Origin of the sequence: Thalassomonas actiniarum (assembly GCF_000948975.2) — a bacterium.
Taxonomy (GTDB): Bacteria; Pseudomonadota; Gammaproteobacteria; order Enterobacterales; family Alteromonadaceae; genus Thalassomonas; species Thalassomonas actiniarum.
In genome coordinates this window covers 530,787-556,170 of the sequence record NZ_CP059735.1, presented here as the reverse complement: position 1 = coordinate 556,170, position 25,384 = coordinate 530,787, and the positions used below count along the sequence as shown (strand labels likewise).

Here is a 25,384-nt window from a genome sequence, read left to right as displayed (position 1 = left end):
TTTCTGTTTTACCAAGTTTGCAGCAAGTTTAAAGGGTTTTGCCACAATTAAAAACAAAAAAGCACCGGCTGTGAAAAACCAGTGCTTTAATACTTTAGCGAATTGAAGCTAAGGCGGATATAAACCCGCTCTTAAACAGAAAGACTACTGACGGTATTCAACCTCAACATCATAGTCGTCTTCATCCCAGTCATCGTCGTCAAGATCATCATCTAAGTCCGACATCGCCTGGTCATGATAAGTATCCCATTTAAACTCAACCTCGCTGCCGTCTACCGGCACTTCTTCCTCTTCAGCAGGCAGTGCTTCGATAAAGGACATGACCTTGTTGCAGAGCTCATCCGTACCCATTTTATTAAAGGCAGAAATACTGAAGACCTCTCCCTGCCAGTCAAGTGCGCTCAGGATCTCATTGGTGATCTCCTGCGCTTCTTCTTCCAGCAATAAGTCCAGCTTGTTAAACACGATCCAGCGGGGCTTATCCGATAACGCCTGCGAATGTCTTTCAAGCTCACCGATAATGGTGCGGGCATTTTCCACCGGATCTGAGCCGTCTACCGGCATCACATCGATAACATGCAATAAGACCCGGCAGCGTTCAAGATGCTTGAGAAACTGAGTGCCCAATCCTGCCCCTTCGGCCGCTCCTTCGATTAACCCGGGAATATCGGCAATAACAAAACTGCGTTGCTGATCCAGGCGTACCACGCCAAGGTTAGGGACCAAAGTGGTAAAAGGGTAATCGGCTACCTTAGGCTTTGCTGCCGAAACGCTGCGGATCAAGGTTGATTTACCGGCATTGGGCAAACCAAGCAAACCGACATCCGCCAACAAGAGCAATTCAAGTTTCAGGTTGCGGATCTCACCCGGGGTGCCGTCGGTTTTTTGCCTTGGCGCACGGTTGGTGCTGCTTTTAAAGCGGGTATTACCCAAACCATGCCAGCCGCCTTTGGCCACCATAAGTTGTTGCTTATGCTGGGTCAAATCACCGATTTGCTCTCCGGTATCCACATCTACGGTTCGGGTGCCCACCGGCACTTTTAAAAACAAATCGTCGGCGCTTTTCCCGGTACAGTCACGGCTTCTGCCGTTCTCGCCCCGTCCCGCCCGATGAAAACGTTCAAAACGATAATCTATCAGGGTATTTAAATTTTCGTCGGCGATCAGATAAACATCGCCGCCGTCACCGCCGTCGCCGCCATTGGGGCCGCCGAATTCAATGTACTTTTCTTTACGAAAACTGACGCAGCCATTGCCGCCGTCGCCGGCTTCAACCCTGATTTCAACTTCATCAACGAATTTCATGGTGTTTTGAATAACTCCAAAGTTATAACTGTCTAGTATTATACCAAGACAGCCAACATTATGCTTGCCCGGCGATAAGCCTTTTATCTAAGGCAAAAAAAAACCTCGCTGAAGTGCGAGGCTTTTAGAACTTAAATGTAAGATTATTCAGCAATAATGCTTACAAATTTGCGGTTCTTAGGACCTTTAACTTCAAACTGAACTTTACCGTCAGTTAAAGCGAATAATGTGTGGTCTTTACCGATACCCATGTTGTTACCAGCGTGGAACTTAGTACCACGTTGACGAACAATGATGTTACCAGCTAAAACTGTTTCACCGCCAAAACGCTTAACGCCAAGACGTTTACTTTCTGAGTCACGACCGTTACGTGTACTACCTGCAGCCTTCTTATGTGCCATATCAAATCGCTCCTAATTAGCCGTTAATACCAGTAATCTTCACTTCAGTGAACCATTGACGATGGCCCGCTTGCTTGCGTGAATGCTTACGACGTTTAAATTTAACAATTTTAACTTTATCAGCGCGGCCTTGAGTAACAACTTCAGCTACTACTTTACCACCGGCAATGTAAGGCGCGCCTACATTGATTTCTTCGCCATTGGCGATCATTAAAACGTTATCGAATTCTACAGTCGATCCGACTTCAAGCTCTAGCTTTTCAAGACGAACAGTTTGACCTTCGGTCACGCGGTGCTGTTTACCACCACTTTGGAATACTGCGTACATAGCTACTCCGTACTGCGCCAACCTTCAAATGTGACGCATAAATTTAAAAATATAGGGCGCGAATTCTACTCGAAGATCCTAATGAGGGCAAGCATAAAACGATCATTTATTAATATTTATTGGCGTAATGAAACAAACACCAGACAAAGGCCAGAGAAACCTTCTCTGCCGTCGATTTTAGTGTAAACTCTGGGGCCATTAAACAGATAATGCGGACGAGACTTAGGTTACCTAATAGAGCTTTATGGATCTTGATAATATACAAGCGCTAGCGCGCACCGATATGACAGTTGTAAACGACCTGATTTACGGTCAGTTACAATCCGATGTGGCACTGATAAACCAGCTGGGTATCTATATTGTTAACGCGGGCGGCAAACGCATGCGGCCGCTGCTGACGGTACTGGCCGCCCGGGCGCTCAATTACCAGGGGCAGGATCATGCCAGTGTCGCTGCCATTATTGAATTTATCCATACCGCCACCTTGCTGCATGATGACGTGGTGGATGAGTCCAGTATGCGCAGGGGCCGGGAAACCGCCAATGCCATGTTCGGCAACAGCGCCAGCGTACTGGTGGGTGATTTTCTCTACACCCGTTCATTCCAGATGATGGTAAAACTCAATAACATGCGCATCATGGAGATTTTATCGGACGCCACCAATATCGTTGCCGAAGGTGAAGTATTGCAGTTGATGAATTGCAACGATCCCGACACCACTGAAAGCAGTTATATGGAAGTCATTTACTGCAAAACCGCCAAGCTGTTTGAAGCGGCCACCCGACTGGCCGCCGTGATAGCCAAAAAAGATGAAAAAATCGAAAAGGCGATGACAGACTACGGCAAACATTTAGGCACCGCCTTCCAGCTGGTAGACGATATTATGGACTATACCGCCGATGCCAAGGAAATGGGCAAAAACGTCGGTGATGACCTCGCCGAAGGCAAACCTACCCTGCCGCTCATTTATGCCATGGAAAATGGCACAGAGACGCAAAAACAATTAATTCGCGAAGCGATAGAGCTCAATAACGGCATGGATAACCTGGATGGAATTCTTAACGCTATGCGGGAGACCGGCGCTTTAACTTATGCCCAGCACAAAGCCGAGCAGGAAGCGGATAAGGCCATTAGTGCCTTAGCCGTATTAGAGCCGTCTGAATACAAAGACGCGTTAATCGCCCTGGCACATATCGCAGCAAACCGCAGCGCATAATCACAGAGACTTCCTGATATAAACTGAAATACTTCCATGTCCTGCTCATCCTTGAGCCGCTGGATTGCTGACAGGGTGTCAGTACTTGGTTTATGTCAGGAACATATAAACTGAAATACTTCCATGTATAAACCCAGCTCCTGCTCATCCGTGAGCCCGCTGGATTGCTGACAGGATGTCTGTACTTGGTTTATGTCAGGAACATATAAACTGAAATACTTCCATGTATAAACCCAGCTCCTGCTCATCCTTGAGCCCGCTGGATTGCTGACAGGATGTCTGTACTTGGTTTATGTCAGGAACATATAAACTGAAATACTTCCATGTATAAACCCAGCTCCTGCTCATCCTTGAGCCCGCTGGATTGCTGACAGGATGTCTGTACTTGGTTTATGCCAGGAACATATAAACTGAAATACTTCCATGTATAAACCCAGCTCCTGCTCATCCTTGAGCCCGCTGGATAAATACTTCCATGTATAAAAAAACCGCTGAAAAGCGGTTTTTTTATGTCAGGTATTGATTCACTTATTAATAGCGATTAACCATTAATGAAGTCGATACCTTCTTTGATGTCGCTGTTTAAAGTGGCCAGCATATCGTTTTTAGCTTTTTCTTCAAAAGCACTTAACTCGCCGTAAGATAAAATCTCGGCAACGCCGTTTACGCCTAAACGTACCGGACGGGCGAAATAAGCGGCTTCTTCACCTTCGCCTTCAACATAGGCATAATCCACAACGTCTTCACCTTGCAGGCCTTTAACCAAAGACATACAAAAACGTGCTGCTGCAGCGCCCATAGATAAAGTAGCAGAACCGCCACCCGCTTTAGCATTCACCACTTCGGTACCGGCATTTTGGATACGCGGCGTTAACGCAGCAACTTCTTCATCAGAAAAAGTTACTCCTTCAACCTGAGAAAGCAGAGGTAAAATAGTCGTACCTGAGTGACCGCCGATCACAGGAACTTTAACATCAGCAACGTCCAGACCTTTTAATTCGGCAATAAAAGCTTCTGAGCGGATTACGTCTAAGGTAGTCACACCGAATACACGGCCGGCATCATAAGTACCTGCTTTTTTGAATACTTCAGCAACAATTGGTACAGTGCCGTTTACCGGGTTAGTAATAACACCAACCAGGGCTTTAGGACAGTTAGCAACAATACCTTCAGCCAAAGTTTTGATGATACCGGCGTTTACGGCAAACAGGTCGGCACGGTCCATACCGGGCTTACGCGGCATACCGGCAGGGATCAATACGATATCGGCACCGGCTAAGGCAGGTGCTAAATCATCGACGCCGAAACCTTCAACTTTTACTGCCGTTGGGATGTGTGATAAATCAACAGCAACACCGGGTACAACAGGTGCAACGTCATAAAGAGATAACTCAGAGCCTGCAGGTAACTGAGTCTTGAGTAACAAAGATAACGCCTGGCCGATACCGCCAGCTGCGCCTAAAACAGCAACTTTCATGAAATGTCTCCGGAATTTGAGTATTTGAGTAATTACTTAAAATTTTCTGCCGCCAAAAGATATAGCATAAGGGGCAAAAAAACAAATATTATTAACCTTGTGCAGGATACCGTATAATACTTGGGTAACAAATTATCGCGTTAGATAGCCCAAGATCCCATATCATTAGTAGTGAAGATAACAAAATAGCAGCACATTATGACAGTTCAACAAAAGCAAGAAGCACTGGTACAGGCCTTTAAAGATTTATTAAAGCAAGAACAATTCGGCTCCCAGGGCGACATAGTCGACGCACTCAAAGCCCAGGGTTTTGACAATATCAGCCAATCCAAGGTCTCGCGCATGCTCAGCAAATTCGGCGCGGTACGCACCCGCAACGCCCGTCAGGACATGGTTTATTGCCTGCCGGCAGAATTAGGCGTACCAACGGCAAAAAGCCCGCTAAAACAATTGGTACTCGATATTGAACACAATGATGTGATGATCATTATCCGCACCAGCCCAGGGGCTGCCCAACTTATTGCCCGGTTGCTGGACAGCTTAAGTAAAAGCGACGGGGTGCTTGGCACCATTGCCGGTGACGATACTATCTTTATCGCACCGACAGATGTCGGCCAGATAAAACAGACAATCAGCAAACTGGAAGTCTTATTCTCTAAAAACCTCGCCTAGTATTATCTCAGAGCGGGATTGGCATAAAAAAGGGCCGGATAACTTCGGCCCTTTTCGATTGCTGATCTGTTATTGCTGCTAATTCAGGCCTTATTCCTGCCCCAGACTTTCCAGGAAATTTAAGCTCGGCGCAAAAAATGCCGCGCCGGTTTCTGCCTGGGTATATTTCAACATATGATCTGAATGCCCTGAGCCATCACCATAAATCATGCTTTTCAACATCAGCTCGAAAGGCTCGGGAGAATGGCAGTAAGAAACAAACATCAAGCCCTGCATTTTCATATCGCCGTACGGCATGCTTTGTCTTAATATTTCTATGCTATTGCCCTGTTCATCTTTGAGGTTGGTGCGTTTAGTGTGCGCCCCGGGACTTTTCTGCTCGCCGGGATATTCGATGTTATCCACCTTAGTGCGGCCAAAAACATCTTCCTGCTCTTTCACTTGAAGGGATTGCCACAGATGCAAATTATGGCGGTAACGCTGGACATGCAAATAACTGCCGCCGGCAAAGTCACCATCGCTTTCATCGGTTACCAGGGCGACTTTACGGCGGTGGAAACCTTGCGGGTTTTCAGTGCCGTCAACAAAACCGGTGAGATCCCGGCCGTCAAGAAACCTGAAAGCATGCACTTCCTCAACCAGCTCGACACTTTCGGCCAATAAATCGCAGACTTTAGAACTGACAATATGATTAACGTCGGCGCGATCGCTGCGGACCTCGATATAAAGATCTATGCTCTGGGCCGGGGCAATGCGATCCTCGCATTCCATGGCGGGAAAAGGCGCTAAAGACTTGGGTCGGCCGTCGGGATGAAACTCGTCCCAGTAATTGGCCCCGATGGCAATCACTCCGGTGAGGTTAGACTCAGAAAAACGATCCGCATATTTTTCAAATAATACCGGCAAGCGCGACAACGCCTGCCTGAGATAAGTATTTTGCTCATCAACGGCATTAAAAAATAAATATGAGCCATGTAAACTTGGCTCGGCACAAACTCCGAATTGTTCTCTCGCCATTGCATTTCCTATGGTGATATTTATTTATGTAATAAGCTGCAACATTTTATACCGCTAATTTTACACAAAAGCTATTATTTGGCAGTAAATCATTAGCTAAAACAGGTGATTATTTTCGATTATGGTCATAAATCAACAAAAGTGGGCTCCCTGCTCCTTCATATCCGTATAATTACAGGATTACTTACAGGAGGTAAGGACTTAACTTGTGCCGGGAGCATACAAGCTGAAATACATCCATGTATAAACCCTGCTCTTTCATATCCGTATGATCGCAGGATAAATACGTCCATGTATAAAAAAACCAGCAACAAGTGCTGGTTTTTGTCCGTTATAACTTTTACTACGAAGCAGGTTAACTGTTTACGGAAACAAACTCAGGGTAAGCTTCAATACCGCAATCAGATTTATCGACACCGTTATATTCTTCCTCGTCACTGACACGTATTCCCATGACTTTCTTAAGAATACTCCAGACGATTAGACTGGCGACAAAAACCCAGCCAAAGATCACCGCACAACCGTAAAGCTGGGTTAAAAATGTCGCCTCGCCGTTGCTAAAAGGCACCGCCATGACACCGAAGAAACCGACAACACCGTGTACTGAGATCGCACCAACCGGATCATCAATTTTGATCTTGTCAAAACCTATGATGGAAAATACCACCAGTACGCCGGCCAGGGCGCCAATTAAGCTGGCAAAGATCGGCGTCGGCGATAAAGGATCCGCAGTGATCGCCACTAAACCGGCCAGGGCACCGTTTAAGATCATGGTCAGATCCGCCTTACCCCAAATAACTTTATTCAGTAATAATGCAGCAACAGCACCGGCAGCCGCCGCAGCATTGGTGTTTAAAAAGATTTTACCGACCGCGGTGGCATTTTCGGCATCTGAAACCATAAGTTGCGAACCGCCGTTGAAGCCAAACCAGCCCATCCATAAAATAAAGGTACCAAGTGTCGCCAGAGGCATATTCGATCCCGGGATCGGATAAATAGCACCATTTTTACCGTATTTTCCTTTACGGGAACCCAGCAGTAATACCCCGGCTAATGCCGCCGCCGCACCTGCCATGTGTACTATGCCCGAGCCGGCAAAGTCACTGAAACCGGCTTCGGACAAGAAACCGCCGCCCCAGGTCCAATAACCTTCAAGGGGGTAGATAAAACCGGTTAAAACCACAGAGAATGTCAGAAACGCCCATAATTTCATGCGCTCAGCCACCGCGCCCGAGACAATGGACATGGCGGTAGCAACGAATACTACCTGGAAAAAGAAATCTGATTCTAATGAGTGATCGGCATCTGCCGCCTGGGTGCCGATTAAGCCGGCAAAAGAAGGTAATATGCCACCTTCGGGATTATCGACATACATGATGTTATAACCAACCAGAAGAAACATCACGCAAGCAATGGCATATAAACATATGTTTTTGGTTAAAATTTCTGTTGTATTCTTAGAACGAACCAACCCGGCTTCCAGCATTGCGAAACCGGCGGCCATCCACATCACCAAAGCGCCGGAAATTAAAAAATAAAATGTATCCAGTGCAAAACGTAATTCACTGACACTTGATGAAACTTTCACTAACTCTTCCATTCTATCCCCTTGGTTAAATTGCTTGGCTGTCTAATTCGCCGGTGCGGATACGAACAGCTTGTTGTAGGTCATAGACAAAAATTTTACCGTCGCCTATTTTCCCGGTATAAGCCGATTTGCTAATGGCTTCCACTAAACGCTCAACCACTTCGGAATTTACCGCGATTTCTAATTTAACTTTCGGCAGAAAGTCGACCTGGTATTCGGCGCCACGATAAAGCTCGGTGTGGCCTTTTTGCCGGCCAAATCCTTTCACTTCACTTACTGTCAGGCCTTCAACCCCAATTTCAGATATCGCTTCACGAACATCATCAAGTTTAAAAGGCTTAATGATAGCGTTGACTATTTTCATAAACTTCCCCAGATAGTTGTGCTCTATTGACGAGTTTATAAACAATAGCTGTGCCATTATTTTTTATACTTATTTTTCATAAGGTTAAATAAAAAAGAGAGCGTCAACCAAAAACCTTGCCCCTCCTTGGTGCAGCAAAAAAGCGGCGACGCTCTTTGATGGTGCAAAAGTAAATCTCGGCGTAAAAAGGCGTATTATCAGTCAGGGCATGACAACAGATGCACCGTCAGAGGGCATCAGAAAAGACAGAAAAACTTCAGGATTGCCTGAACAAAACAGGAAAGGAAAAGAAACCCGAAGACTTCAGGTTTCTTTTATCCAGATTAGTAAATCATCACCGAGCTGGGTTTAAGCACAGATAAAATGCCCAAGCGCTCTAAATCGCAATACTCTACCGCAGCATCGAGAATTTGATCATCAAGTTCAATCATATCATCGCTAAAGACAATCGAATATGGGTGCTCAGGATAAAAACTGTTGCGTATCATCACCCGTTTGGCCAGATAGAGTAACTGAGTTTCACTGCTTGACTGGTCACAATCATTATCATCCTGTTCGCGGATCGGCTTGATCAGGCTATAGGGCAACTGCCATAACTTCAGCAATTCCGCAGTACAGTCGCCGTAAGTAAAACCTAACACCTCTTGCTGTTTTTGCCAGGGTAAAACCGCCGGATCATCGCTATGGCAGGCAATGACCTTATCCGGATCAAACTGCTGTACCACCAGCTCCCCTAAGTCATGCAATAACCCGAGAATAAACAGTCTTTCGGCATTGGCAATATTCATGGTGGTGCCCAAAAACTTGATCAACAAGGCACAATCGACACTTCTTTGCCAAAAGCTTTCCAGGAAGTCTTCTTCGGCATTGATAGGCTTAAAAGCTTCGGTGGTAAAGTAGGCGATCACCAGGTTATAGACCTCAGTGATCCCCAAAACCAGCACGGCTTTAGAGACGGTATCTATCTTGCCCGGATAATTGAAAAATGAGCTGTTCGCTAACTTGAGTAAGGTACCGGACAGGGCGGGATCCAGCAGGATCACTTCGGCAATATCATCTATGGTGGAGGCTTCATCGTCTATCAATTCTTTGATACGGATGAAAGAATCAGACAAAACAAAAATCTCACCTGCCTTTTCGGCATATTCTACAGCTTTCATATAAAGCATTCCTAATAGTAACAATATACGCAGAGATTGTTATGATCGCATTCCTGCGAGGCTATATACCCGAGCAGCAGACTTGCCAACGTCTTGCTGCTCTTTTGCTCTACTCATTATAGTCAGAATAAGGGTAAAGTTTTATTCTTCTTCATATTCTACATGAATATGATACGAGGTATATTTTCGGATATTAATCACCCCGCTATCAAAAATCAGATACTGCCCTTTGATACCCATCAAGGTTCCTGACACTTCAGGCGTTTTATCTAAATTAAAAGAAGTAATTTTCGTCAAATATTCCGACACCGGAAACTGTAAGTCCACCACAGGCAAATCCAGCGACTGCACCGCATCTTCGCCATAGTTCAGGCGAATATCGGCTAACTTATCACTGATCAAAGGTTTAAGTTCCTTTGCTTTCGCAACTAAATCAATCGGTTCGGCATTGCCTTTAAGCATAGCGCGCCAGTTGGTTTTATCAGCGATAAATTCCGCCAGAGCAATTTCCACCAGGCCTGACTGCAACCGGGTATTGACCCTAAAAATAGGTAAAGCCTGGGTCGCCCCCTGATCAATCCAACGAGTAGGTATTTGTCCCTCACGGGTGATACCCACCTTTAAGCCCGAGGTATTGGCCAGATAAACATAATGGGGGATCATGCAATGCTGCTCTCCCCACTCGGGCTCGCGGCAGGTCCCCAGATGATGGTGACAGGTTTCCGGCTTCATGATACACATATCGCACTGAGCCAGTTTTTGCATACAGGGAAAGCAATAGCCCTGGGAATAACTCTTTTTGGTGTTGCGCCCGCAGTGGCAGCAAGTAATTTTATTGGCAAAATTAAGGGATATTTTACGGCCTATCAAAGGATTAAGGGGTAAGCCAAATTCCCCCACCGGCAACTGGTAATCAATATTGCCTTCGGCGTCGAGTTGCGCCGTTAATTTGCGTATTGCCCCTACTTCTGTTTTTGTCATTAAACTGTCCTGCCCTTAAATTAGCGCGCTATACTAAAAAAAAATATTCCTCAATACCAGCACTAGTAATCAACTTTACCGCGCAGCATTTTGGTCGCCCCTTTCTTCGACTTATTGTCCATGCGTTTACGCTGCGAACTTCTGGTGGGTTTGGTTGCCCTGCGCTTTTTCTGCACTACCATGGCGGAAAGTATTAACGCCTTCAGCCTTTCCAGGGCATCCTGCTTATTCTGATCTTGGGTACGGTAAGACTGTGCTTTGATAATCACCACACCATCGCCAGTGATGCGGCTGTCGGCAAGCTTAAGCAGCCTTTCCTTATACACCGAAGGTAATGCCGAGCGCTTAATATCAAAGCGTAAATGGATCGCGGTGGCGACCTTATTCACTCTTTGTCCGCCATTTCCCTGAGAACGTATCGCACTCAGTTCAATCTCCCACTCGGATAAAGTCACTGTATTAGAGATTTCTAGCATTAAACATCCAATCTATATTCGCCGGTTTACCTGCACACATCATTTGCCGGCAGCGTTTCGTCAACAAGTTATTTCCGCACTCCAGAACCTGAACCCAAAATCAACAACCAAGATAATTTTGCCCGGCCAAGTGCAACTTTGCTATCATCGCCGAAAACATCAATAAGCAAAGTTAATGTCATCTTCCTGGTACGTCTATTTTTTGCGCTGCGCCGATAACAGCCTTTATGCCGGTATCACCACAGATCTTAAGCGCCGCCTCAGCGAACATAATACCTCAAATAAGCTCGCAGCAAAATATACACGTGTGCGCCGTCCGGTAGACCTGGTTTATGCCGAGCAATTAACGACAAGGTCCGATGCAAGCTCCAGAGAATACCAGCTTAAGCGACTGAGCAAGCGGGCAAAAGAGCAACTGGTGAAAAATTTTGATCTCAAGCAGCTGCATCAGCCTTAACACCTGTACGCTTAAACCCATCTGAAACCAGAGAACAATACTGGTCTGCTTTGTCATCTTACCAAGAAATTACTTCGATTTGCCCGGTAACTACTGATAGAATGCTGCCGGTTTTCGGCATTGAAAGTGAATAAGAATAGTTATGTTTATTGATAAATTTTACAGCAGCTCAAGCGATAAAGTCCGCTTTTCTCGTCAGCAGGCAAGTGATTTTGCTAAGCAAATCGCCGATGACTTTAATCCCCTGCATAACATCGAAGCCAAGCGCTTTTGTGTGCCGGGTGATTTACTCTTTGCCGTAACCCTGGCCCGCGCCGGTTTGCATCAGCAAATGCGCTTTAAATTTTCCGGTATGGTCACCGATGACAACGAACTGAATTTTCCACCAGCGCTCGGGCAAGATATCAAAGTAACCGACGCCAACGGTAAAGAATACCTGGAGATCGACGCCTCAGGTGATAAAACCGATAACCAGGCGCTGATCGAATCTTTGATCAAGGCTTATGTCGGTTTTTCCGGACATACTTTCCCGCATCTGCTGGTTGAGCTCATGGCCAAAGAAAATGTCATGATCAACCCGGCCAGACCTATGATCATGTATGAAAGCATGGCAATTGATTTACAGCGTCTGGATATCACAGAGATCAGCCTGGTGCTGGCCAAAACCGAGCTTAACATAGAAGGTAAACGCGGCAACGCCTGCCTGGCCTTTGATCTGTTATCCGAAGGGGAAGTGGTCGGCCATGGTGAAAAACACATGATCCTCAGCGGCTTAAGAGAATTCGATCAAGCCACCATGGACAATATCGCCAACGACTACAATGCCATGAAAGCGGCCTACCAGGCGGCATAATCCCTCTATTTAAACTTACCCTAAGCCGACAAAAAGCTTAGGGTAAACACAGGTTAATCTTTCATCAAACGCCTTTTCAGGGCAAATATTAGCTTATCTGTTTTCCTGGCACTTACCGCCAGCCAACGCTGACTTTTCCTTAACCAGGCTTTTGCCAGTGGATATTCCAGGCTCAACAAGGCTAAACCTGCGGGTACAAAGATAACCGCGGGCCCCGGGAGCAGAATAAATATAAGTCCGATAAATAAACAGAAAAAACCGGCAAAGGTGATCAGGTATTTTTTTATTCTTGTCTGCATAAAAGATTACTCTTAAAGGATAAGTAACAAACAACAGCAAGCTTCACACCAAAAATAAAAATCTTAAATATCAATCACTCAGTTAAAATCAAAAACACTTCAACAACCTGGGCTCGTCATTTATGCCAATAGTTGGCCAAATTGCCCGCAGCCATTGCTGCTTTCACGGCGCCAGTTAAGTTTCATTTTTGATAATGCTGCTCAAAAAGCTGCTGTTGCAGGCGCTTATCTTCGACGCAGGCGGCAAAAACTTTAATATTCTTGGGCTGCTGGCATTTATCCGGTTGCTTGTAAAAGGCAAGCCAGTCCAGCTGTTGCTGCCCCTGATATTCGGCTTTTAAGACAATTGCCCTTTGGGTGGCAAAAGGTGCGGGAGTGACCGGGGCTTTTTTTGCTTTCGTTGTCGTTTTATTTTTCTCCGGGGTAAGCCTGACTATTTTTTCCGTTTTTTTCTGCTGACGTTTCTTACTTTTTTTCTTCTTTTTCGCCAGCTTGCCATTTTCACATGCCCACCAGTTATCCCGGGCCTTAGTTTCTTTTTCTTTTAATTTATTGCTTTGCTTCAACGAATTGCCGTTTCTTTGTTTCGCCTGTACCTGATGTAGTTTTTCCAGGTACTTTTTACACGCCTTTTTTGCCTGCAGGTCCTGGCTAACACTCAGGGATAATAAAAATAACAGCAACAAAAAATAAGCGCTTGTATTTTTCATCAGTGCACACTCCCTTGTCCGCTTTGCCGATTCATTTTTACTTCAGAGAAAGTTTAGTCGATAAAAAAAGTTTCTATACTTAACTTTACATCAGATACCAACACGGACGTTGATCATGAACAAAACCCCGCTTACTGCCGGTTATTCCCTTAGTGCACTTTTGTTTTTGCTTTTTTCCTGGCTATTACTTGCCGCTGCCGCCGCCCATGCCAGAGAGAGCCAAACCCCGGCCAAGCCGGGGATCCAGCTGGCAAGCCGCTATCAGGAGCAGGAGAATATCAGCGAGTTTTTTATCAGCGAAAAGCTCGACGGCGTCAGAGGCTACTGGACCGGTAAGCAACTGCTAACACGACAGGGAAACATCATCAACGCACCGGTATTTTTTACCATAGGCTGGCCAAATATACCGTTAGACGGCGAGTTATGGCTGGGCAGGAACCGTTTCGAACAAGTCTCAGCGACGGTACGAACCTTTAAGGCCAAAGCCAAAGACTGGCAGCAGATACGGTTTATGCTCTTTGACTTACCCGGGCATAAAGGCACCTTCAGTGAGCGCATCAAGGCCATGCGGGCGATAGTCACAGCAACGAATAATCCCTACCTGAACATGATCTCTCAGGAAAAGTTATCCTCCGTGGGTAGTTTACAGGCCAGGCTCAAGCAAGTGGTCGATAATGGCGGCGAGGGACTAATGCTGCATCATCAGGATGCCTATTACCAAAACGGCAGGAATGCCCTGGTGATGAAATTAAAACAATACCAGGACGCCGAGGCCGTCGTGCTGGCACATAACCCGGGCACGGGAAAATATCTGGATAAACTCGGCTCCCTGCTGGTAAAAACCAGCGAAGGGATCGTTTTTAAAATCGGCACAGGCTTTAGTGATCAGGAGCGGGAGTTTCCGCCGCCGATAGGCAGTACCATTACCTATCGCTATACCGGAAAAACCAAAAACGGTGTGCCCAAATTTGCCAGCTTTATGCGCCAACGCCACTGACGCTAAACACCCTTTCCTTAAGGTGAAGGGCAAGGTAAGAAGCAAGGTAAAGAGTAAAATTAAGATGCAGGCAAATAAGTAAAAAGCAATACTTTCAGGCCTTTGCCCTGGTGTGCTTCCTTATAAACCTCGGGTGGATTGATAAAGGAATCAAAACGACACTCGGGACATTCTGCCTGTACCGTCTCCAGCAAAAAATTTTCATCCAAATCAGGCGAGTTCAGGCATAACATCAAGCGCCCGCCATCTTTCATTAATTGCGGAATACGGCGGATGATCTTGGCATAATCCCGCTCTATATTAACACTGCCCTTTTGAAAAGACGGCGGATCACAAATCAGCAAATCATAAGGCCCGTGTTTTTTTAACCGGCCATAGGATTTAAAAATATCCACCCCTTCAAATTTCACCTTAGCCGTATCCTGGCGGTTTAGCCTGTGATTATCCCGCCCTTTGCCCAGGGAAGCTTTACTGACATCGACATTAACCACTTTAGCCGCGCCCCCGGCAAGGGCTGCCACGGAAAAGGCACAGGTATAGGCAAACAGGTTAAGTACATTTAAGTTTTTGCTATTCTCCTTTACCCACTGGCGGCCGTTACGCATATCCAGGAATAAACCGGTATTTTGCGCTTTGCCCAGCTCAATGTGATAACTCAGCCCCAACTCCTGTACCTGGGTATGCTCTATGCCCTCCCCCAACAAAACTTCGCCGGGGGCCATGGCACGGCAACGATATTGCACCTGCACCGAACGGCAATCCGGTATCAAGGCCTGCAAGGCCACCGCCTGCTCTGCCAGCCAGCTCTCTTCCACTTCCTGATATAAGGTGATCAAGACCACGGGCGGCAGCCAGTCGACATTGACATGGCTCAGGTTTTCATAGGCATGGCCGCGGCCGTGGAACAGGCGCTGGCATTCGCTAAAATTGGTGCTGGTAATAAATTCAATCATGTCATTTCACTTAAGGATAAAACAGCAAAGCCGCCGATCAGTAAACTGACCGGCGGCTTTTATCAAATGGATTCGTTTGAACTAAAAGCCAAATAAACTGACGGCAAAAAACTTATGCGCCAGGGTATTAATAAAGATGAAGAAAATTATAACAGGAATAAAAGTCCCCAGGGAGAAGTTAATATATTTCTCAATGAAAGAGCCTTTATAGTTTGCATTGCCTTTGGCCAGCTCTTCAGAAAGCTTGGCTTTTTTCCAGCGGTAACTGACAAACAGACACAAGAGGAAACCGTTTAACGGTAAAATCGTATCGTAGAAAATATCATAAATCACATCAAAGAAGGATTTAGTACCGCCGGCATAAGAAGTAAACTCGGTAAAGAACTGCACCATACCAAAAGAAAGCGTGGCAAATAAGGTCAGGATCCCGGCAGTCATTAACAAGATCGACAGGGCCTTTTTACGGCTGTGTTTTCTCTCTCCTACCAGATAAGACACAGGCACCTCAATAATCGACACCAGAGACGTAATGGCGGCAAAGAATACCAGCAGGAAGAAAATTGCTGCAACGATACTGGCGCCGATATAACCTATGGTCGCCTGCAGAGCTAAAAAGATCTTAGGTAAGAACACAAAGATCAACGAGATACCGCTGTCGCTTAACTCCGCCGGGTTGATATTAGGGTTAAAGGAGAACACCGCAGGCAACACCATCAAACCGGCGGTAAAGGCAACACCGGTATCGGTCAGCGCGACCATTTTCGCCGAATTAGGAATATTGGTTTTATTGTCAATATAGGAGCCGTAGGTGATTAAGATCCCCATACCCAGAGACAGGGAGAAAAACGCCTGGGCCAAAGCACCGTTGATCACCGACGGCGTCAGCTTGGAAATTTCAGGAATAACAAAGAATTTCACCCCCGACATGGCATTGTCTAAGGTAAGCACAAAAATCACCAGTAAGATCAGCATAATAAATAAAGCCGGCATCAGGATTTTTGCCGCTTTTTCAATACCGTCTTTTACCCCGGCCACCAGGATAAAGTTCACAATCGCAGCAACCACCGCCATGGCGGCAAACAAATAATAACTGGTAATAAAGTCGCTGAAACTTTCGCCGCTGGCAAGATAATCCAGGTTACCCGTGACAATCAACGCCAGGTAGCCGAAAATCCACACCGTAAGTACCATATAAAAGACCGCGATCATAAAAGGGGTCAGCACCCCGAGCAAGCCCGGAAGACTCCACCATTTGCTGCCGCCGCTTAAGGTGTTATAGGCGCCGACCGGCTCTTTCGCGGTTTTACGGCCCACCGCCATTTCCGCGATCATCACAGGTAAACAGATCAAAAATACAAATAATGCATAAACCAGCAAAAAGGCACCGCCACCGTTTTTGGCGGCATTAACAGGAAAACCAACCAGGTTACCGATACCGACGGCTGAACCGGCCGCCGCAAGAATAAAACCGATGCGGGAACTAAAATGTTCTCTTTCTGTACTCATAAATGTCCTTAATTATAATTTTTTTAGGGCATGTCATAATTTTTGATTGCCTGATGCTATCAGGCTTTAACATGCTTGTCTTCCCTTGTCTGGAACGAAAGCGGTTCCGATAAAGTGAAACTGTATAAATTTCCTTGCAATGCAGATGGTTAACGCGGGAAACGCCGTTTAAAAAAACAACTAAGCGTTTCGTAGTCAGGGTAAGTAATTGCGTAAACGTTTGAAATTCCGGGCAGGATTTTAGCCGATAAAAGCGCCCTTAATAAAGCTTGGCATTCATAATTGTTAAAATATTATCCGCTTCATCGGTGGCAAACTCAGCCGCTTCCGCCAAATCATCGGCATATATGCCTAAGCTGTTGCACAAGCTTTCATCCACGGTTTCATCATAGCTGAATTCCTCGGGATCGCTGTCCACCAGCGCCAGCCGCGAAGCCAGATACAAGACTTTAACGTCTTTATTGATTTGAATATTATGGGCCTGGTGAAAATGACGGATCGGCAGGATAATCTTTTCGGGAATTTGCCATATTTTTAAAATTTCGGCGGAAATTTCCGTGTAATTATAACCCAGGTGCTCTTGTTGCAGCTGCCAGGGCAGCGCCTGTGCCGAGTATTTTTCACAGCGCTTGGCCACATCCGGGGTAAAGTTGGCCACCAGCAATTCGCCGAAGTTCTGCAGCAAACCGGCGACAAACATACGTTCGATATCACGAATGCCCGCTTTAATGGCCAGGTTTTTCGTCGCCAGACCGCAAAAAACACTCATGCGCCAAAAGCGTTTTAAGTCAATCGCCTGGTTGGCAAAATGCTTAAAAGCCGTACTGGCAATGTCCACCAGCATCATATTATAAATCGCCTGGGTACCGATAATGGTAATGGCGCGGGAGATGGTACTGATTTCCCCGGGAAAACTATAGATGGCACTGTTGGCTATCTTTAATAACCTTGAGGTCATCGAAGGGTCGACACTGATAACATTGGCAAAATCTTCAACATTGGAAGTCTCATCATCCATCAGGGCTTTGACTTTAAAACAAGCATCGGGCAAGGCAAAAGAGCCGTCCGCCCGGCTTGCATATTCATAAGCATTCATCAGCTATTCTCTTTTTGGTTCTGCTGCTGCAATCCACTGTATACATTGTAGTGTAACTTGTTGCAAATATTAGTAAAACAAGAAACAGAAACAAGCCTCTTTCGCCGTTAAAATATCGGCAAACCAAGGTCTTGTTTAACATTCTCCATCACCACATAAGTATGGGTTTGGGAAACCGCGGGTAGCTCAACGATCACCCCGAGTATTTCCCGGTAGGCCTCCATGTCTTCAAAGCGCAGTTTTAGCAGATAATCAAAACCACCGGCCACCATGTGGCATTCCGCCACCTCCTTGATTTTCACCACCTGCTCCCTGAACTTGTTAAAGACATCGGCGGTGGTGCGATCTAAGGTCACCTGGATAAAAGCCGACATACCATATTTAAGCTTAGGGGCACTGAGTACCGCAGCGTAGCGCTCAATATAGCCTTCACTTTCCAGCCGCCTGACCCTTTCCAGGCAAGGGCTGGCACTCAAATTGACCTGCTTGGCCAGTTCAACATTAGAAATCCGGCCGTCTTTTTGTAAAACATCTAAAATCATCAGATCAATGCGATCTAATACCCTGGCTTTAACTTGATTCATTTTTCAGGATTTTCTATGCCATTTGTTAACTCATGCCATATAAAATACTGGAAAAATCGAAATTTCGCCAACACATTCTGCCGACGATTGATTAGAATTTGCTATCGATTTTTTATCCCTATTATGACTATTTCCGGGTGAACACATGATTTTTAACGGCTCCTTAACCACCGAAAATACAATAAGACAAACTATCCGCAACCATTACCGCGCCGACGAAAATGCTGTGCTTGAACATTTGCTGCCGATTGCAGAAATTGATGTTGAAGCCAAGTCCAGAGCCTGGGATTATGCCCGCCAACTGGTGGTGAATATCCGCAAAGACCAGGTCGGTAAAGGCGGCGTTGATGCCCTGCTTAATGAATTTTCCCTGTCATCGGAAGAAGGCGTAGTCTTGATGTGTCTGGCCGAAGCCCTGCTCAGGGTGCCGGATGCCGACACCGCCGATAACCTTATCCGCGACAAACTCGCCAACGGCGACTGGAGCTCACATTTAGGCAACAGCGACTCATTGTTTGTTAACGCCTCCTCCTGGGGTTTATTGCTGACCGGCAAACTGGTCAACTATTCCGATGAAAAGAAACAATCCCAGTTCGGCTTATTGAAAAAAACCGTCGGCCGCCTGGGTGAGCCGGTGATCCGCAAAGCGGTACGCTACGCCATGAAAATCATGGGTACCCAGTTTGTCATGGGCCATACTATCGGCTCAGCCATTAGCCGCGCACAGGAAGCCGAAGCCAAGGGCTACCGTTACTCCTATGATATGTTAGGGGAAGGCGCCCGCACCATGGCGGATGCCGACCGCTATTTTGACAGTTATGTCAACGCCATAGACGCCATAGGCACAGCCGCAAAAAACCGCGGACCGATCAACAGCCCGGGCATTTCCATCAAGTTATCGGCGATACACCCAAGATATGAATTCTCACACCGCGAGCGGGTGATCGAAGAATTGATCCCGAGGCTGAAAAAACTGGCACTGGCAGCCAAAGCCTATGATATCGGCTTTACCGTCGACGCCGAAGAAGCCGACCGTTTAGATATTTCCTTAGACGTTATCGAAGCGGTATTCGCCGATAAAGACCTCGACGGCTGGCAGGGTTTTGGTATCGCGGTACAGGCCTATCAAAAACGCGGTATCTTTGTGATCGAATGGGTACGTGAACTGACCCAAAAAGTAGGGCGCCAGATGATGGTGCGTCTGGTAAAAGGTGCTTACTGGGACAGCGAAGTAAAAGAAACCCAGGCAGAAGGTTACCCCGACTTCCCGGTCTTTAGCCGTAAGCCAAGCACAGATGTATCCTACCAGGCCTGTGCCAAAAAACTGCTGGAATATCGCGACAGCATCTACCCGCAATTTGCCACCCATAATGCCTACACCGTTGCCACCATTATAGAAATGGCGCAGGAGCTTAAAGGTTTTGAATTCCAGCGTCTGCACGGCATGGGTGAATCCCTTTATGATCAGGTTGTCGGCGAAAAAGGCGTACCCTGTAGGGTATATGCCCCGGTGGGCGAGCATGCCGACCTCTTGGCCTACCTGGTGCGCCGCCTGCTGGAAAACGGCGCCAACAGCTCTTTTGTTAACAACATCGTTGACGAAGCCATCCCGGTAGAATCTTTACTGGTAGATCCGGTGGAAACCGTGCAGGGCTGGCAAGACAAATACAACCCGCAAATTCCACAATCCCTGGATCTTTACGGCGACGAATACGGCAAAAAACGCATTAACTCCAAGGGTATCGACTTAACCGATATCGACAAAATCACCGCAATGCGCACTAATCTGGATAACTGGTTTGTCAGCCGTCAAGACCTGAGTGCCAAAGCAGGTGAAGTACCGGTAACCAACCCTGCCAACTTTAATGAAGTGCTGGGTTATATCCGCCACGTCGATGAAACCGAGATGAAAGCTTTAGTCGACGGCGCCGAGCAGGCCTTTACCACCTGGTCTGCCACGCCGGTTAAGGAGCGGGCACAGATCCTGCTCAATACCGCCGATAAACTCGAAGCCCACATGGACGAACTTATCGCCTTATGTACCAAGGAAGCGGGTAAAACCATTCCTGACGGGGTGGCAGAAGTACGTGAAGCGGTAGATTTTTGCCGCTATTATGCTGCACGTGCCGAAGAGCTGCTGGAAAACAACACCCTGGTTTCCCGCGGCGTAGTCTTATGTATCAGTCCGTGGAACTTCCCGCTGGCCATTTTCTTAGGCCAGGTTTCCGCCGCCATAGTCACCGGTAATACCGTAGTGGCAAAACCCGCCGAACAAACCAGCTTAGTTGCCTTAAGAACCATAGAATTGATGGTGGAAGCCGGTTTACCGCAAGGCGTGGTAACCCCGGTTATCGCCCGAGGTAGCAAAGTCGGCCAGCATATAGTGCCGGATCTGCGCATTCAGGCGGTGATGTTTACCGGCTCTACCGAAACCGGTAACTGGATCTCGAAAAAACTTGCCGAGCGCTCAGGCGACCCGGTACCGCTAATTGCAGAAACCGGCGGCCAAAACTGTATGATAGTCGACTCCACCGCCCTGCCCGAGCAAGTGGTTGATGACGTGATCTCTTCCGGCTTCCAAAGCGCCGGTCAGCGTTGCTCAGCCTTAAGGGTATTATTCGTGCAGGAAGATGTCGCCGATAAGATCATCGGTATGATCACCGGCGCCATGAAAGAATTACACTTAGGGGATCCCGCCTTCTTAGGCACAGATGTCGGTCCGGTAATCGACCGAAAAGCCCTGGGCGCCCTCAATGAACATGTGGATTACCTGCAATCGCGCGGCACTTTACATTACTGCTGCAAGGGGCCGGAGCTGGAAACCGGCATAGCGGAAGATCAGCACAACTTCTTTACCCCGCGCCTGTATGAAATCTCGGATTTATCGGTACTCACCAAAGAAGTGTTCGGCCCGATCGTACATGTGATCCGCTACAAGGCAGATCAGCTGGAACAAGTGATCGACCAGGTGAACGGCACCGGTTTTGGTTTAACCATGGGCATACACACCCGGATAGAAGAGAAAAGCCGCTACCTGGCCAGCCGCTCGCGTGCCGGTAATGTCTATATTAACCGTAACATGATCGGCGCCGTGGTCGGGGTTCAGCCCTTCGGCGGCCGCGGTTTATCCGGCACCGGCCCTAAAGCTGGCGGTCCTTTGTATCTAACCCGGTTAGTAAAAGAAAACGTCACCCCGGCCCAGGTCAACCTAACACCTGAGCAGGAGCAGCAACTGGCGCAGGCCATTGAAAAGGCCAAAACCAACTCCGCCAGAGTCGGTCAGCTGTTAAACCAGGCGAAAGCCAACGAAATCAACTGGAGCCAGACGCAGTTAAACAACCGGATTTCCGTGTTGCGCCAGCTACTGGCCCAGCTATCTTCCAACAAAGTAGTATTAAGCCAGGAAGATCAGCTGCCACAGGCATTAACCGAAGCAAGAAGCCAGCTGTTAGCCATGGAAAAAAGACTGGAAAAACCGCAGGAGCTGCCGGGACCAACGGGTGAGTCCAACATCCTTTATCTCGAAGCCAGGGGTACGGTTGCCTGTTTACGTTGCCAGCAAACGCCGTTTAGCTTCTGGTTGATTTCGGTATTAACCGCCATGGCCAGCGGCAACTGTGTATTTGCCCTGGTAGACGACACTTACCTGGCGGAAGCCGAAGCCATCAAGAGCCTGTTGATCCAGGCCGGTATGCCAGAAGGCGTATTCCAGATAGTCGCCCTTGGCCACTTACCTGACTTACTGGCAGACAGCCGCTTAGCCGGGGCCGTAGTAGATCACGGCAGCGGTTTAAAACAACTCAGCGGTGAGATACTGGGCGGCCGCAGCGGGGCAATCGTGCCGCTGATCACGGCAACCAACTATAGCAACCTGCTGGAGCGGTTAGTGACGGAAAAAACCGTGACTATCGATACCACGGCAGCAGGCGGTAATGCCTCCCTGATGACGATGGAAAGTAATGTTGGCTAAGCCAGGCCGTTCAGATTAATATCCATAAGATCAGAAAAGGAGCCTTTGGCTCCTTTTCTTTTCTATCAAGATAAGTATTTCTTTGAGTCTGCCGTTAGAAATATTAATTTAACGCCATGGTCTGCATCGGGTTGCCCGCAGAATACATAAAGGTTTCCACCGCATCCGCCGCCATCGGCCGGGCAAAATAATAACCCTGGCCGTACATGCAATCCATTTGCTGCAGCAGCAGGGCATCCACCACATTCTCTATGCCTTCCCCCACGGTCGCCATTTTTAAGCTGGTGGCCAGGTCGATAATGGTTTTGATAATGGCCCTGTGGTTGGCGTCTTCATCAACATTGTTGATAAAGGATTTATCGATTTTTAACACGTCGATGGGGAACCTGTGCAGGTAACTGAGACTGGAATAACCCGTGCCGAAATCATCCAGCAGGATTTTCACCCCAAGCTGTTTCAGCGACTGCATATTCGCCAGCACCTGATCGCTGTTTTCCAGCAAAGCGCGCTCGGTGATCTCCACCCTGAGCTGTTGGGGGGATAAACCGACCCGGTCCAATATTTCGCTGATATCCTGCGCCAAGTTCTTGTTGAAAAAGTGATTGCAAAACAGGTTACAACTAACATACAGGCTCTTGTCTTGTAATTTGCTTTGCCACTGTTTCAGCTGCAGGCAGGCTTTTTCCATGATCTGTAAATCTATCGCCATTACCAGATTGGTGTCTTCCGCCAGCGGAATAAATTCATCCGGATAAACAAAGCCGCGTTTGGCGCTGTTCCAACGGGCCAGGGCTTCAAAGCCGGCAATTTTTCCGGAAGAGAGATTCATAATCGGCTGAAAATAAGGAACAAACTCCTGTGCGCCTATGGCCTCACGGATATCCACTTCCAGCGACAGGGCATTTTGCACTTTGGAATGCATGCTGGCATCGAAAACTTCATAACGGCCTTTACCATTGTCCTTGGCGTGATACATGGCGGTGTCGGCATCGCGCAGCATGGTATCGGCATTGTCATATCTGTCGTCACTGAACAACAGGCCGATACTGGTGCCGATAAACACCGGTTGCCCTTCTATGGTAAAAGGCCGATCCAATAAGCGGGTGATCCTGCTGGAAATTTCATGTGCTTCCTGTTCGCTGATCAGGTTTTCAATCAAGATCACAAACTCGTCTCCGCCGAGCCGGGCAACGGTATCCACTTCCCGAACAATTTCCCTGAGCTCTTTGGCGATCATTTTCAGCAAGATATCCCCGGCATGATGTCCCAGACTGTCGTTAACCACCTTGAACCTGTCCAAATCCAGGAATAACACCGCAAATTTAGCCTGCCGATCTCGTTTGCGGCAGGCGATGGCATGATTGAGTAAGTCAATAAACACGCTGCGGTTGGGCAGGCCGGTCAAACTGTCGTGGGAAGCGGTGTGTTTGAGCCTTTCTTCCGCCTGCTTTCTTTGTTTGATTTCATCTTCCAGCGCCACAGTTCTCAGCTTAACCTGCTGCTCCAGCAGTTCATGGGCACGGCGCTCGTAATCTGCCGCTTCACGGCGCTTTATCGCGGTGGATACGTGCTGGGACACAAAATTCAGCAATTCGGCATCCTGCTCGGTATAAACGGTGTTTTGCTGGTAGCTCTGGATCACCATCACCCCGAGAATTTCACCAAAACTGAACAGGGGTACGCCAAGCCAGGAGTTGGTTTCATCCTGGGGTTTCCTGGTTTCGCCGCTTTCATGGAGCGCCATCATATCGTCACGGTGAAGCAACACGGTTTCGCCGCGGCGGATCACCAGTTCGGTGTAATGATTGGCTAATTTTCTCGGCCGGAAATCTTTTTCCAGATCGCGGGAGTTTTGATCGAGATAATAAACAAACTCTAAGGTTTCATTTTCCTTATCATATTTGGCAATAAAGAAATTCACCGCATTGATCAGCTGGCCGACAATATTATGCACCTGGGCATAAAACTGCTCGATATCCAGGGAAACATCATTGGTGAGCTCGGAAATGCGGAACAGGGATTCCTGCAATAATTCAGACTTCTCCCGCTCGCGGATCTGCTGCATTAATTCCCGGGTCCGGGCGCTGACGGCATTTTGCAACCGCTCCCGGTCCTGCAACCGGGTCATGGCCACCACTATATGCTGGGCAGCAAAGGTCAGCAGATCTAAATCACGCTCCTGGTAACGGGTGCTTTCACTGTAGCTCTGCACCACCATAACGCCGATCACTATACCGTCATTGATCAGCGGCACCCCGAGCCAGTCCAGTCCCAGGGTGCCGATATGGGCAATTTTACGGTTATTGGTCAGCTCAGTGATCAATTCCGGGGTCGCCAGCAAAGGTTGGGCGGTTTCAATCACATAATTAGTCAATGAACCTGCAAACTCTTCATAGGCAATAGTCCCCTCGGGGATCTCGTCTTTTTCATCGACATGATAAACAAATTCCAGCGTCGCCAGGGTTTCATCGTACATGACAATATAAAAGTTCTTCGCTGTCATTAACGAGGCGATGGTTTGATGTACCTCTTGGAAAAACACGCTTAAATCGGCACAATCATGAGACAATTGTGTCAGTTTAAACAGCGCCATATGGTGTGCCTGTAAATCCTGGAATTGCTGGCGCGTCTCTGCCAGCTCCTGTGCAAGCAAACTTTCAGGATCGGCGGAAGTTCCTGTGATTTTGGCTGAATTTCCCATCATTTAAACGAATCTACTGCAATTATCTGGCTGATATTATCAATTAACACCCGATAATGACCTGTTCTGAGGTAAATTTCTAGTGAATTTATAGACGGAAGCCGCAACAACTTTTTAACTATTGATATAAGGGAAGATTTACAGGAGAGATTTAGTGGTCAAAGTGTAAACATAAGACTACTGCCATCACTTTAGCCATTTTTCCCGCCGCTACAGGAAACGGCATCAGCAAAGTGACAGAAACAAAGCAGCGACCATCAGGCCATTTAGAGA

The 25,384-nt window shown here is 47.3% G+C and carries 23 protein-coding genes; 6 read left to right on the top strand and 17 right to left on the bottom strand.

The window, feature by feature from the left end; translation table 11 throughout:
- Positions 1-144: 144 nt before the first annotated feature.
- From cgtA to rplU, 3 genes are all read right to left on the bottom strand, one after another.
- Positions 145-1,305, bottom strand: coding sequence for an Obg family GTPase CgtA (gene cgtA, locus SG35_RS02480; protein WP_044832166.1), 1,161 nt, complete (start codon positions 1,303-1,305; stop codon positions 145-147).
- 143 nt (positions 1,306-1,448) lie between these two features.
- The gene (rpmA, locus tag SG35_RS02475) at positions 1,449-1,706 is read right to left on the bottom strand and encodes a 50S ribosomal protein L27 (RefSeq protein WP_044832165.1); all 258 of its coding nucleotides are present in this window, start codon (positions 1,704-1,706) and stop codon (positions 1,449-1,451) included.
- A 16-nt stretch (positions 1,707-1,722) separates the two neighbouring features.
- Entirely contained in the window at positions 1,723-2,034 is a 312-nt protein-coding gene (rplU, locus tag SG35_RS02470; protein ID WP_044832164.1) for a 50S ribosomal protein L21, read from the bottom strand.
- A gap of 244 nt (positions 2,035-2,278) precedes the next feature.
- Between rplU and ispB the strand changes: the two genes are divergently transcribed.
- Positions 2,279-3,250, top strand: coding sequence for an octaprenyl diphosphate synthase (ispB, locus tag SG35_RS02465; protein ID WP_044832163.1), 972 nt, complete (start codon positions 2,279-2,281; stop codon positions 3,248-3,250).
- A 541-nt stretch (positions 3,251-3,791) separates the two neighbouring features.
- On the opposite strand, the gene mdh is transcribed toward ispB, so the two are convergent.
- A complete protein-coding gene (gene mdh, locus SG35_RS02460; RefSeq protein ID WP_044833872.1) occupies positions 3,792-4,727 on the bottom strand; it encodes a malate dehydrogenase in 936 nt (311 codons plus the stop codon).
- Between the two features lie 198 nt (positions 4,728-4,925).
- Here mdh and argR point away from each other — a divergent pair, with 198 nt between their 5' ends.
- Positions 4,926-5,399 (top strand): transcriptional regulator ArgR, encoded by a 474-nt coding sequence (argR, locus tag SG35_RS02455; protein WP_044833871.1) that lies wholly within the window; start codon positions 4,926-4,928, stop codon positions 5,397-5,399.
- Positions 5,400-5,489: 90 nt separating this feature from the next.
- Here argR and SG35_RS02450 read toward each other — a convergent pair whose 3' ends face one another.
- The 6 genes from SG35_RS02450 to arfB form a co-directional block, all read right to left on the bottom strand.
- Positions 5,490-6,416 (bottom strand): Dyp-type peroxidase, encoded by a 927-nt coding sequence (locus tag SG35_RS02450; protein ID WP_044833870.1) that lies wholly within the window; start codon positions 6,414-6,416, stop codon positions 5,490-5,492.
- Positions 6,417-6,771: 355 nt separating this feature from the next.
- On the bottom strand, positions 6,772-8,016 hold the full coding sequence (locus SG35_RS02445; RefSeq protein ID WP_201777815.1) for an ammonium transporter: 1,245 nt from the start codon (positions 8,014-8,016) through the stop codon (positions 6,772-6,774).
- 13 nt (positions 8,017-8,029) lie between these two features.
- On the bottom strand, positions 8,030-8,368 hold the full coding sequence (gene glnK, locus SG35_RS02440) for a P-II family nitrogen regulator (protein WP_044833869.1): 339 nt from the start codon (positions 8,366-8,368) through the stop codon (positions 8,030-8,032).
- 323 nt (positions 8,369-8,691) lie between these two features.
- Complete coding sequence (locus SG35_RS02435) at positions 8,692-9,528, bottom strand: HDOD domain-containing protein (RefSeq protein ID WP_044833868.1); 837 nt, start codon at positions 9,526-9,528, stop codon at positions 8,692-8,694.
- A gap of 141 nt (positions 9,529-9,669) precedes the next feature.
- A complete protein-coding gene (locus SG35_RS02430) occupies positions 9,670-10,509 on the bottom strand; it encodes a DUF2797 domain-containing protein (protein ID WP_044833867.1) in 840 nt (279 codons plus the stop codon).
- 62 nt (positions 10,510-10,571) lie between these two features.
- The gene (gene arfB, locus SG35_RS02425; RefSeq protein ID WP_044833866.1) at positions 10,572-10,985 is read right to left on the bottom strand and encodes an alternative ribosome rescue aminoacyl-tRNA hydrolase ArfB; all 414 of its coding nucleotides are present in this window, start codon (positions 10,983-10,985) and stop codon (positions 10,572-10,574) included.
- 175 nt (positions 10,986-11,160) lie between these two features.
- Here arfB and SG35_RS02420 point away from each other — a divergent pair, with 175 nt between their 5' ends.
- Both SG35_RS02420 and SG35_RS02415 read left to right on the top strand, forming a co-directional pair.
- On the top strand, positions 11,161-11,442 hold the full coding sequence (locus SG35_RS02420; protein WP_044833865.1) for a GIY-YIG nuclease family protein: 282 nt from the start codon (positions 11,161-11,163) through the stop codon (positions 11,440-11,442).
- Between the two features lie 142 nt (positions 11,443-11,584).
- Positions 11,585-12,295, top strand: coding sequence for a DUF3581 family protein (locus tag SG35_RS02415; protein WP_044833864.1), 711 nt, complete (start codon positions 11,585-11,587; stop codon positions 12,293-12,295).
- 53 nt (positions 12,296-12,348) lie between these two features.
- On the opposite strand, the gene SG35_RS02410 is transcribed toward SG35_RS02415, so the two are convergent.
- Together SG35_RS02410 and SG35_RS02405 are read right to left on the bottom strand one after the other, a co-directional pair.
- A complete protein-coding gene (locus SG35_RS02410) occupies positions 12,349-12,594 on the bottom strand; it encodes a PGPGW domain-containing protein (RefSeq protein WP_044833863.1) in 246 nt (81 codons plus the stop codon).
- A 182-nt stretch (positions 12,595-12,776) separates the two neighbouring features.
- Positions 12,777-13,304, bottom strand: coding sequence for a hypothetical protein (locus tag SG35_RS02405; RefSeq protein WP_044833862.1), 528 nt, complete (start codon positions 13,302-13,304; stop codon positions 12,777-12,779).
- 115 nt (positions 13,305-13,419) lie between these two features.
- On the opposite strand from SG35_RS02405, the gene SG35_RS02400 reads away from it, so the two are divergent.
- Positions 13,420-14,301, top strand: coding sequence for a DNA ligase (locus SG35_RS02400; protein ID WP_044833861.1), 882 nt, complete (start codon positions 13,420-13,422; stop codon positions 14,299-14,301).
- 59 nt (positions 14,302-14,360) lie between these two features.
- Here SG35_RS02400 and SG35_RS02395 read toward each other — a convergent pair whose 3' ends face one another.
- From SG35_RS02395 to SG35_RS02380, 4 genes are all read right to left on the bottom strand, one after another.
- Positions 14,361-15,254: a class I SAM-dependent methyltransferase gene (locus tag SG35_RS02395; RefSeq protein WP_044833860.1), complete on the bottom strand. Its 894-nt coding sequence runs from the start codon at positions 15,252-15,254 to the stop codon at positions 14,361-14,363.
- Between the two features lie 81 nt (positions 15,255-15,335).
- Positions 15,336-16,760 (bottom strand): sodium-dependent transporter, encoded by a 1,425-nt coding sequence (locus tag SG35_RS02390; RefSeq protein WP_044833859.1) that lies wholly within the window; start codon positions 16,758-16,760, stop codon positions 15,336-15,338.
- A 259-nt stretch (positions 16,761-17,019) separates the two neighbouring features.
- Entirely contained in the window at positions 17,020-17,856 is an 837-nt protein-coding gene (locus tag SG35_RS02385; protein WP_044833858.1) for an HDOD domain-containing protein, read from the bottom strand.
- A gap of 107 nt (positions 17,857-17,963) precedes the next feature.
- The gene (locus tag SG35_RS02380; RefSeq protein ID WP_044833857.1) at positions 17,964-18,440 is read right to left on the bottom strand and encodes a winged helix-turn-helix transcriptional regulator; all 477 of its coding nucleotides are present in this window, start codon (positions 18,438-18,440) and stop codon (positions 17,964-17,966) included.
- 145 nt (positions 18,441-18,585) lie between these two features.
- On the opposite strand from SG35_RS02380, the gene putA reads away from it, so the two are divergent.
- The gene (gene putA, locus SG35_RS02375; protein ID WP_044833856.1) at positions 18,586-22,410 is read left to right on the top strand and encodes a bifunctional proline dehydrogenase/L-glutamate gamma-semialdehyde dehydrogenase PutA; all 3,825 of its coding nucleotides are present in this window, start codon (positions 18,586-18,588) and stop codon (positions 22,408-22,410) included.
- Between the two features lie 103 nt (positions 22,411-22,513).
- On the opposite strand, the gene SG35_RS02370 is transcribed toward putA, so the two are convergent.
- Positions 22,514-25,114 carry an EAL domain-containing protein gene (locus SG35_RS02370; protein WP_044833855.1) on the bottom strand — a complete coding sequence of 867 codons (2,601 nt, stop codon included), beginning with the start codon at positions 25,112-25,114 and terminating at the stop codon, positions 22,514-22,516.
- Positions 25,115-25,384: the final 270 nt, after the last annotated feature.

Coding starts and splice junctions, on each gene's coding strand:
- cgtA (WP_044832166.1), bottom strand. CDS start 1,305: ATGAAATTCGTTGATGAAGTTGAAATCAGGGTTGAAGCCGGCGACGGC.
- rpmA (WP_044832165.1), bottom strand. CDS start 1,706: ATGGCACATAAGAAGGCTGCAGGTAGTACACGTAACGGTCGTGACTCA.
- rplU (WP_044832164.1), bottom strand. CDS start 2,034: ATGTACGCAGTATTCCAAAGTGGTGGTAAACAGCACCGCGTGACCGAA.
- ispB (WP_044832163.1), top strand. CDS start 2,279: ATGGATCTTGATAATATACAAGCGCTAGCGCGCACCGATATGACAGTT.
- mdh (WP_044833872.1), bottom strand. CDS start 4,727: ATGAAAGTTGCTGTTTTAGGCGCAGCTGGCGGTATCGGCCAGGCGTTA.
- argR (WP_044833871.1), top strand. CDS start 4,926: ATGACAGTTCAACAAAAGCAAGAAGCACTGGTACAGGCCTTTAAAGAT.
- SG35_RS02450 (WP_044833870.1), bottom strand. CDS start 6,416: ATGGCGAGAGAACAATTCGGAGTTTGTGCCGAGCCAAGTTTACATGGC.
- SG35_RS02445 (WP_201777815.1), bottom strand. CDS start 8,016: ATGGAAGAGTTAGTGAAAGTTTCATCAAGTGTCAGTGAATTACGTTTT.
- glnK (WP_044833869.1), bottom strand. CDS start 8,368: ATGAAAATAGTCAACGCTATCATTAAGCCTTTTAAACTTGATGATGTT.
- SG35_RS02435 (WP_044833868.1), bottom strand. CDS start 9,528: ATGAAAGCTGTAGAATATGCCGAAAAGGCAGGTGAGATTTTTGTTTTG.
- SG35_RS02430 (WP_044833867.1), bottom strand. CDS start 10,509: ATGACAAAAACAGAAGTAGGGGCAATACGCAAATTAACGGCGCAACTC.
- arfB (WP_044833866.1), bottom strand. CDS start 10,985: ATGCTAGAAATCTCTAATACAGTGACTTTATCCGAGTGGGAGATTGAA.
- SG35_RS02420 (WP_044833865.1), top strand. CDS start 11,161: ATGTCATCTTCCTGGTACGTCTATTTTTTGCGCTGCGCCGATAACAGC.
- SG35_RS02415 (WP_044833864.1), top strand. CDS start 11,585: ATGTTTATTGATAAATTTTACAGCAGCTCAAGCGATAAAGTCCGCTTT.
- SG35_RS02410 (WP_044833863.1), bottom strand. CDS start 12,594: ATGCAGACAAGAATAAAAAAATACCTGATCACCTTTGCCGGTTTTTTC.
- SG35_RS02405 (WP_044833862.1), bottom strand. CDS start 13,304: ATGAAAAATACAAGCGCTTATTTTTTGTTGCTGTTATTTTTATTATCC.
- SG35_RS02400 (WP_044833861.1), top strand. CDS start 13,420: ATGAACAAAACCCCGCTTACTGCCGGTTATTCCCTTAGTGCACTTTTG.
- SG35_RS02395 (WP_044833860.1), bottom strand. CDS start 15,254: ATGATTGAATTTATTACCAGCACCAATTTTAGCGAATGCCAGCGCCTG.
- SG35_RS02390 (WP_044833859.1), bottom strand. CDS start 16,760: ATGAGTACAGAAAGAGAACATTTTAGTTCCCGCATCGGTTTTATTCTT.
- SG35_RS02385 (WP_044833858.1), bottom strand. CDS start 17,856: ATGAATGCTTATGAATATGCAAGCCGGGCGGACGGCTCTTTTGCCTTG.
- SG35_RS02380 (WP_044833857.1), bottom strand. CDS start 18,440: ATGAATCAAGTTAAAGCCAGGGTATTAGATCGCATTGATCTGATGATT.
- putA (WP_044833856.1), top strand. CDS start 18,586: ATGATTTTTAACGGCTCCTTAACCACCGAAAATACAATAAGACAAACT.
- SG35_RS02370 (WP_044833855.1), bottom strand. CDS start 25,114: ATGATGGGAAATTCAGCCAAAATCACAGGAACTTCCGCCGATCCTGAA.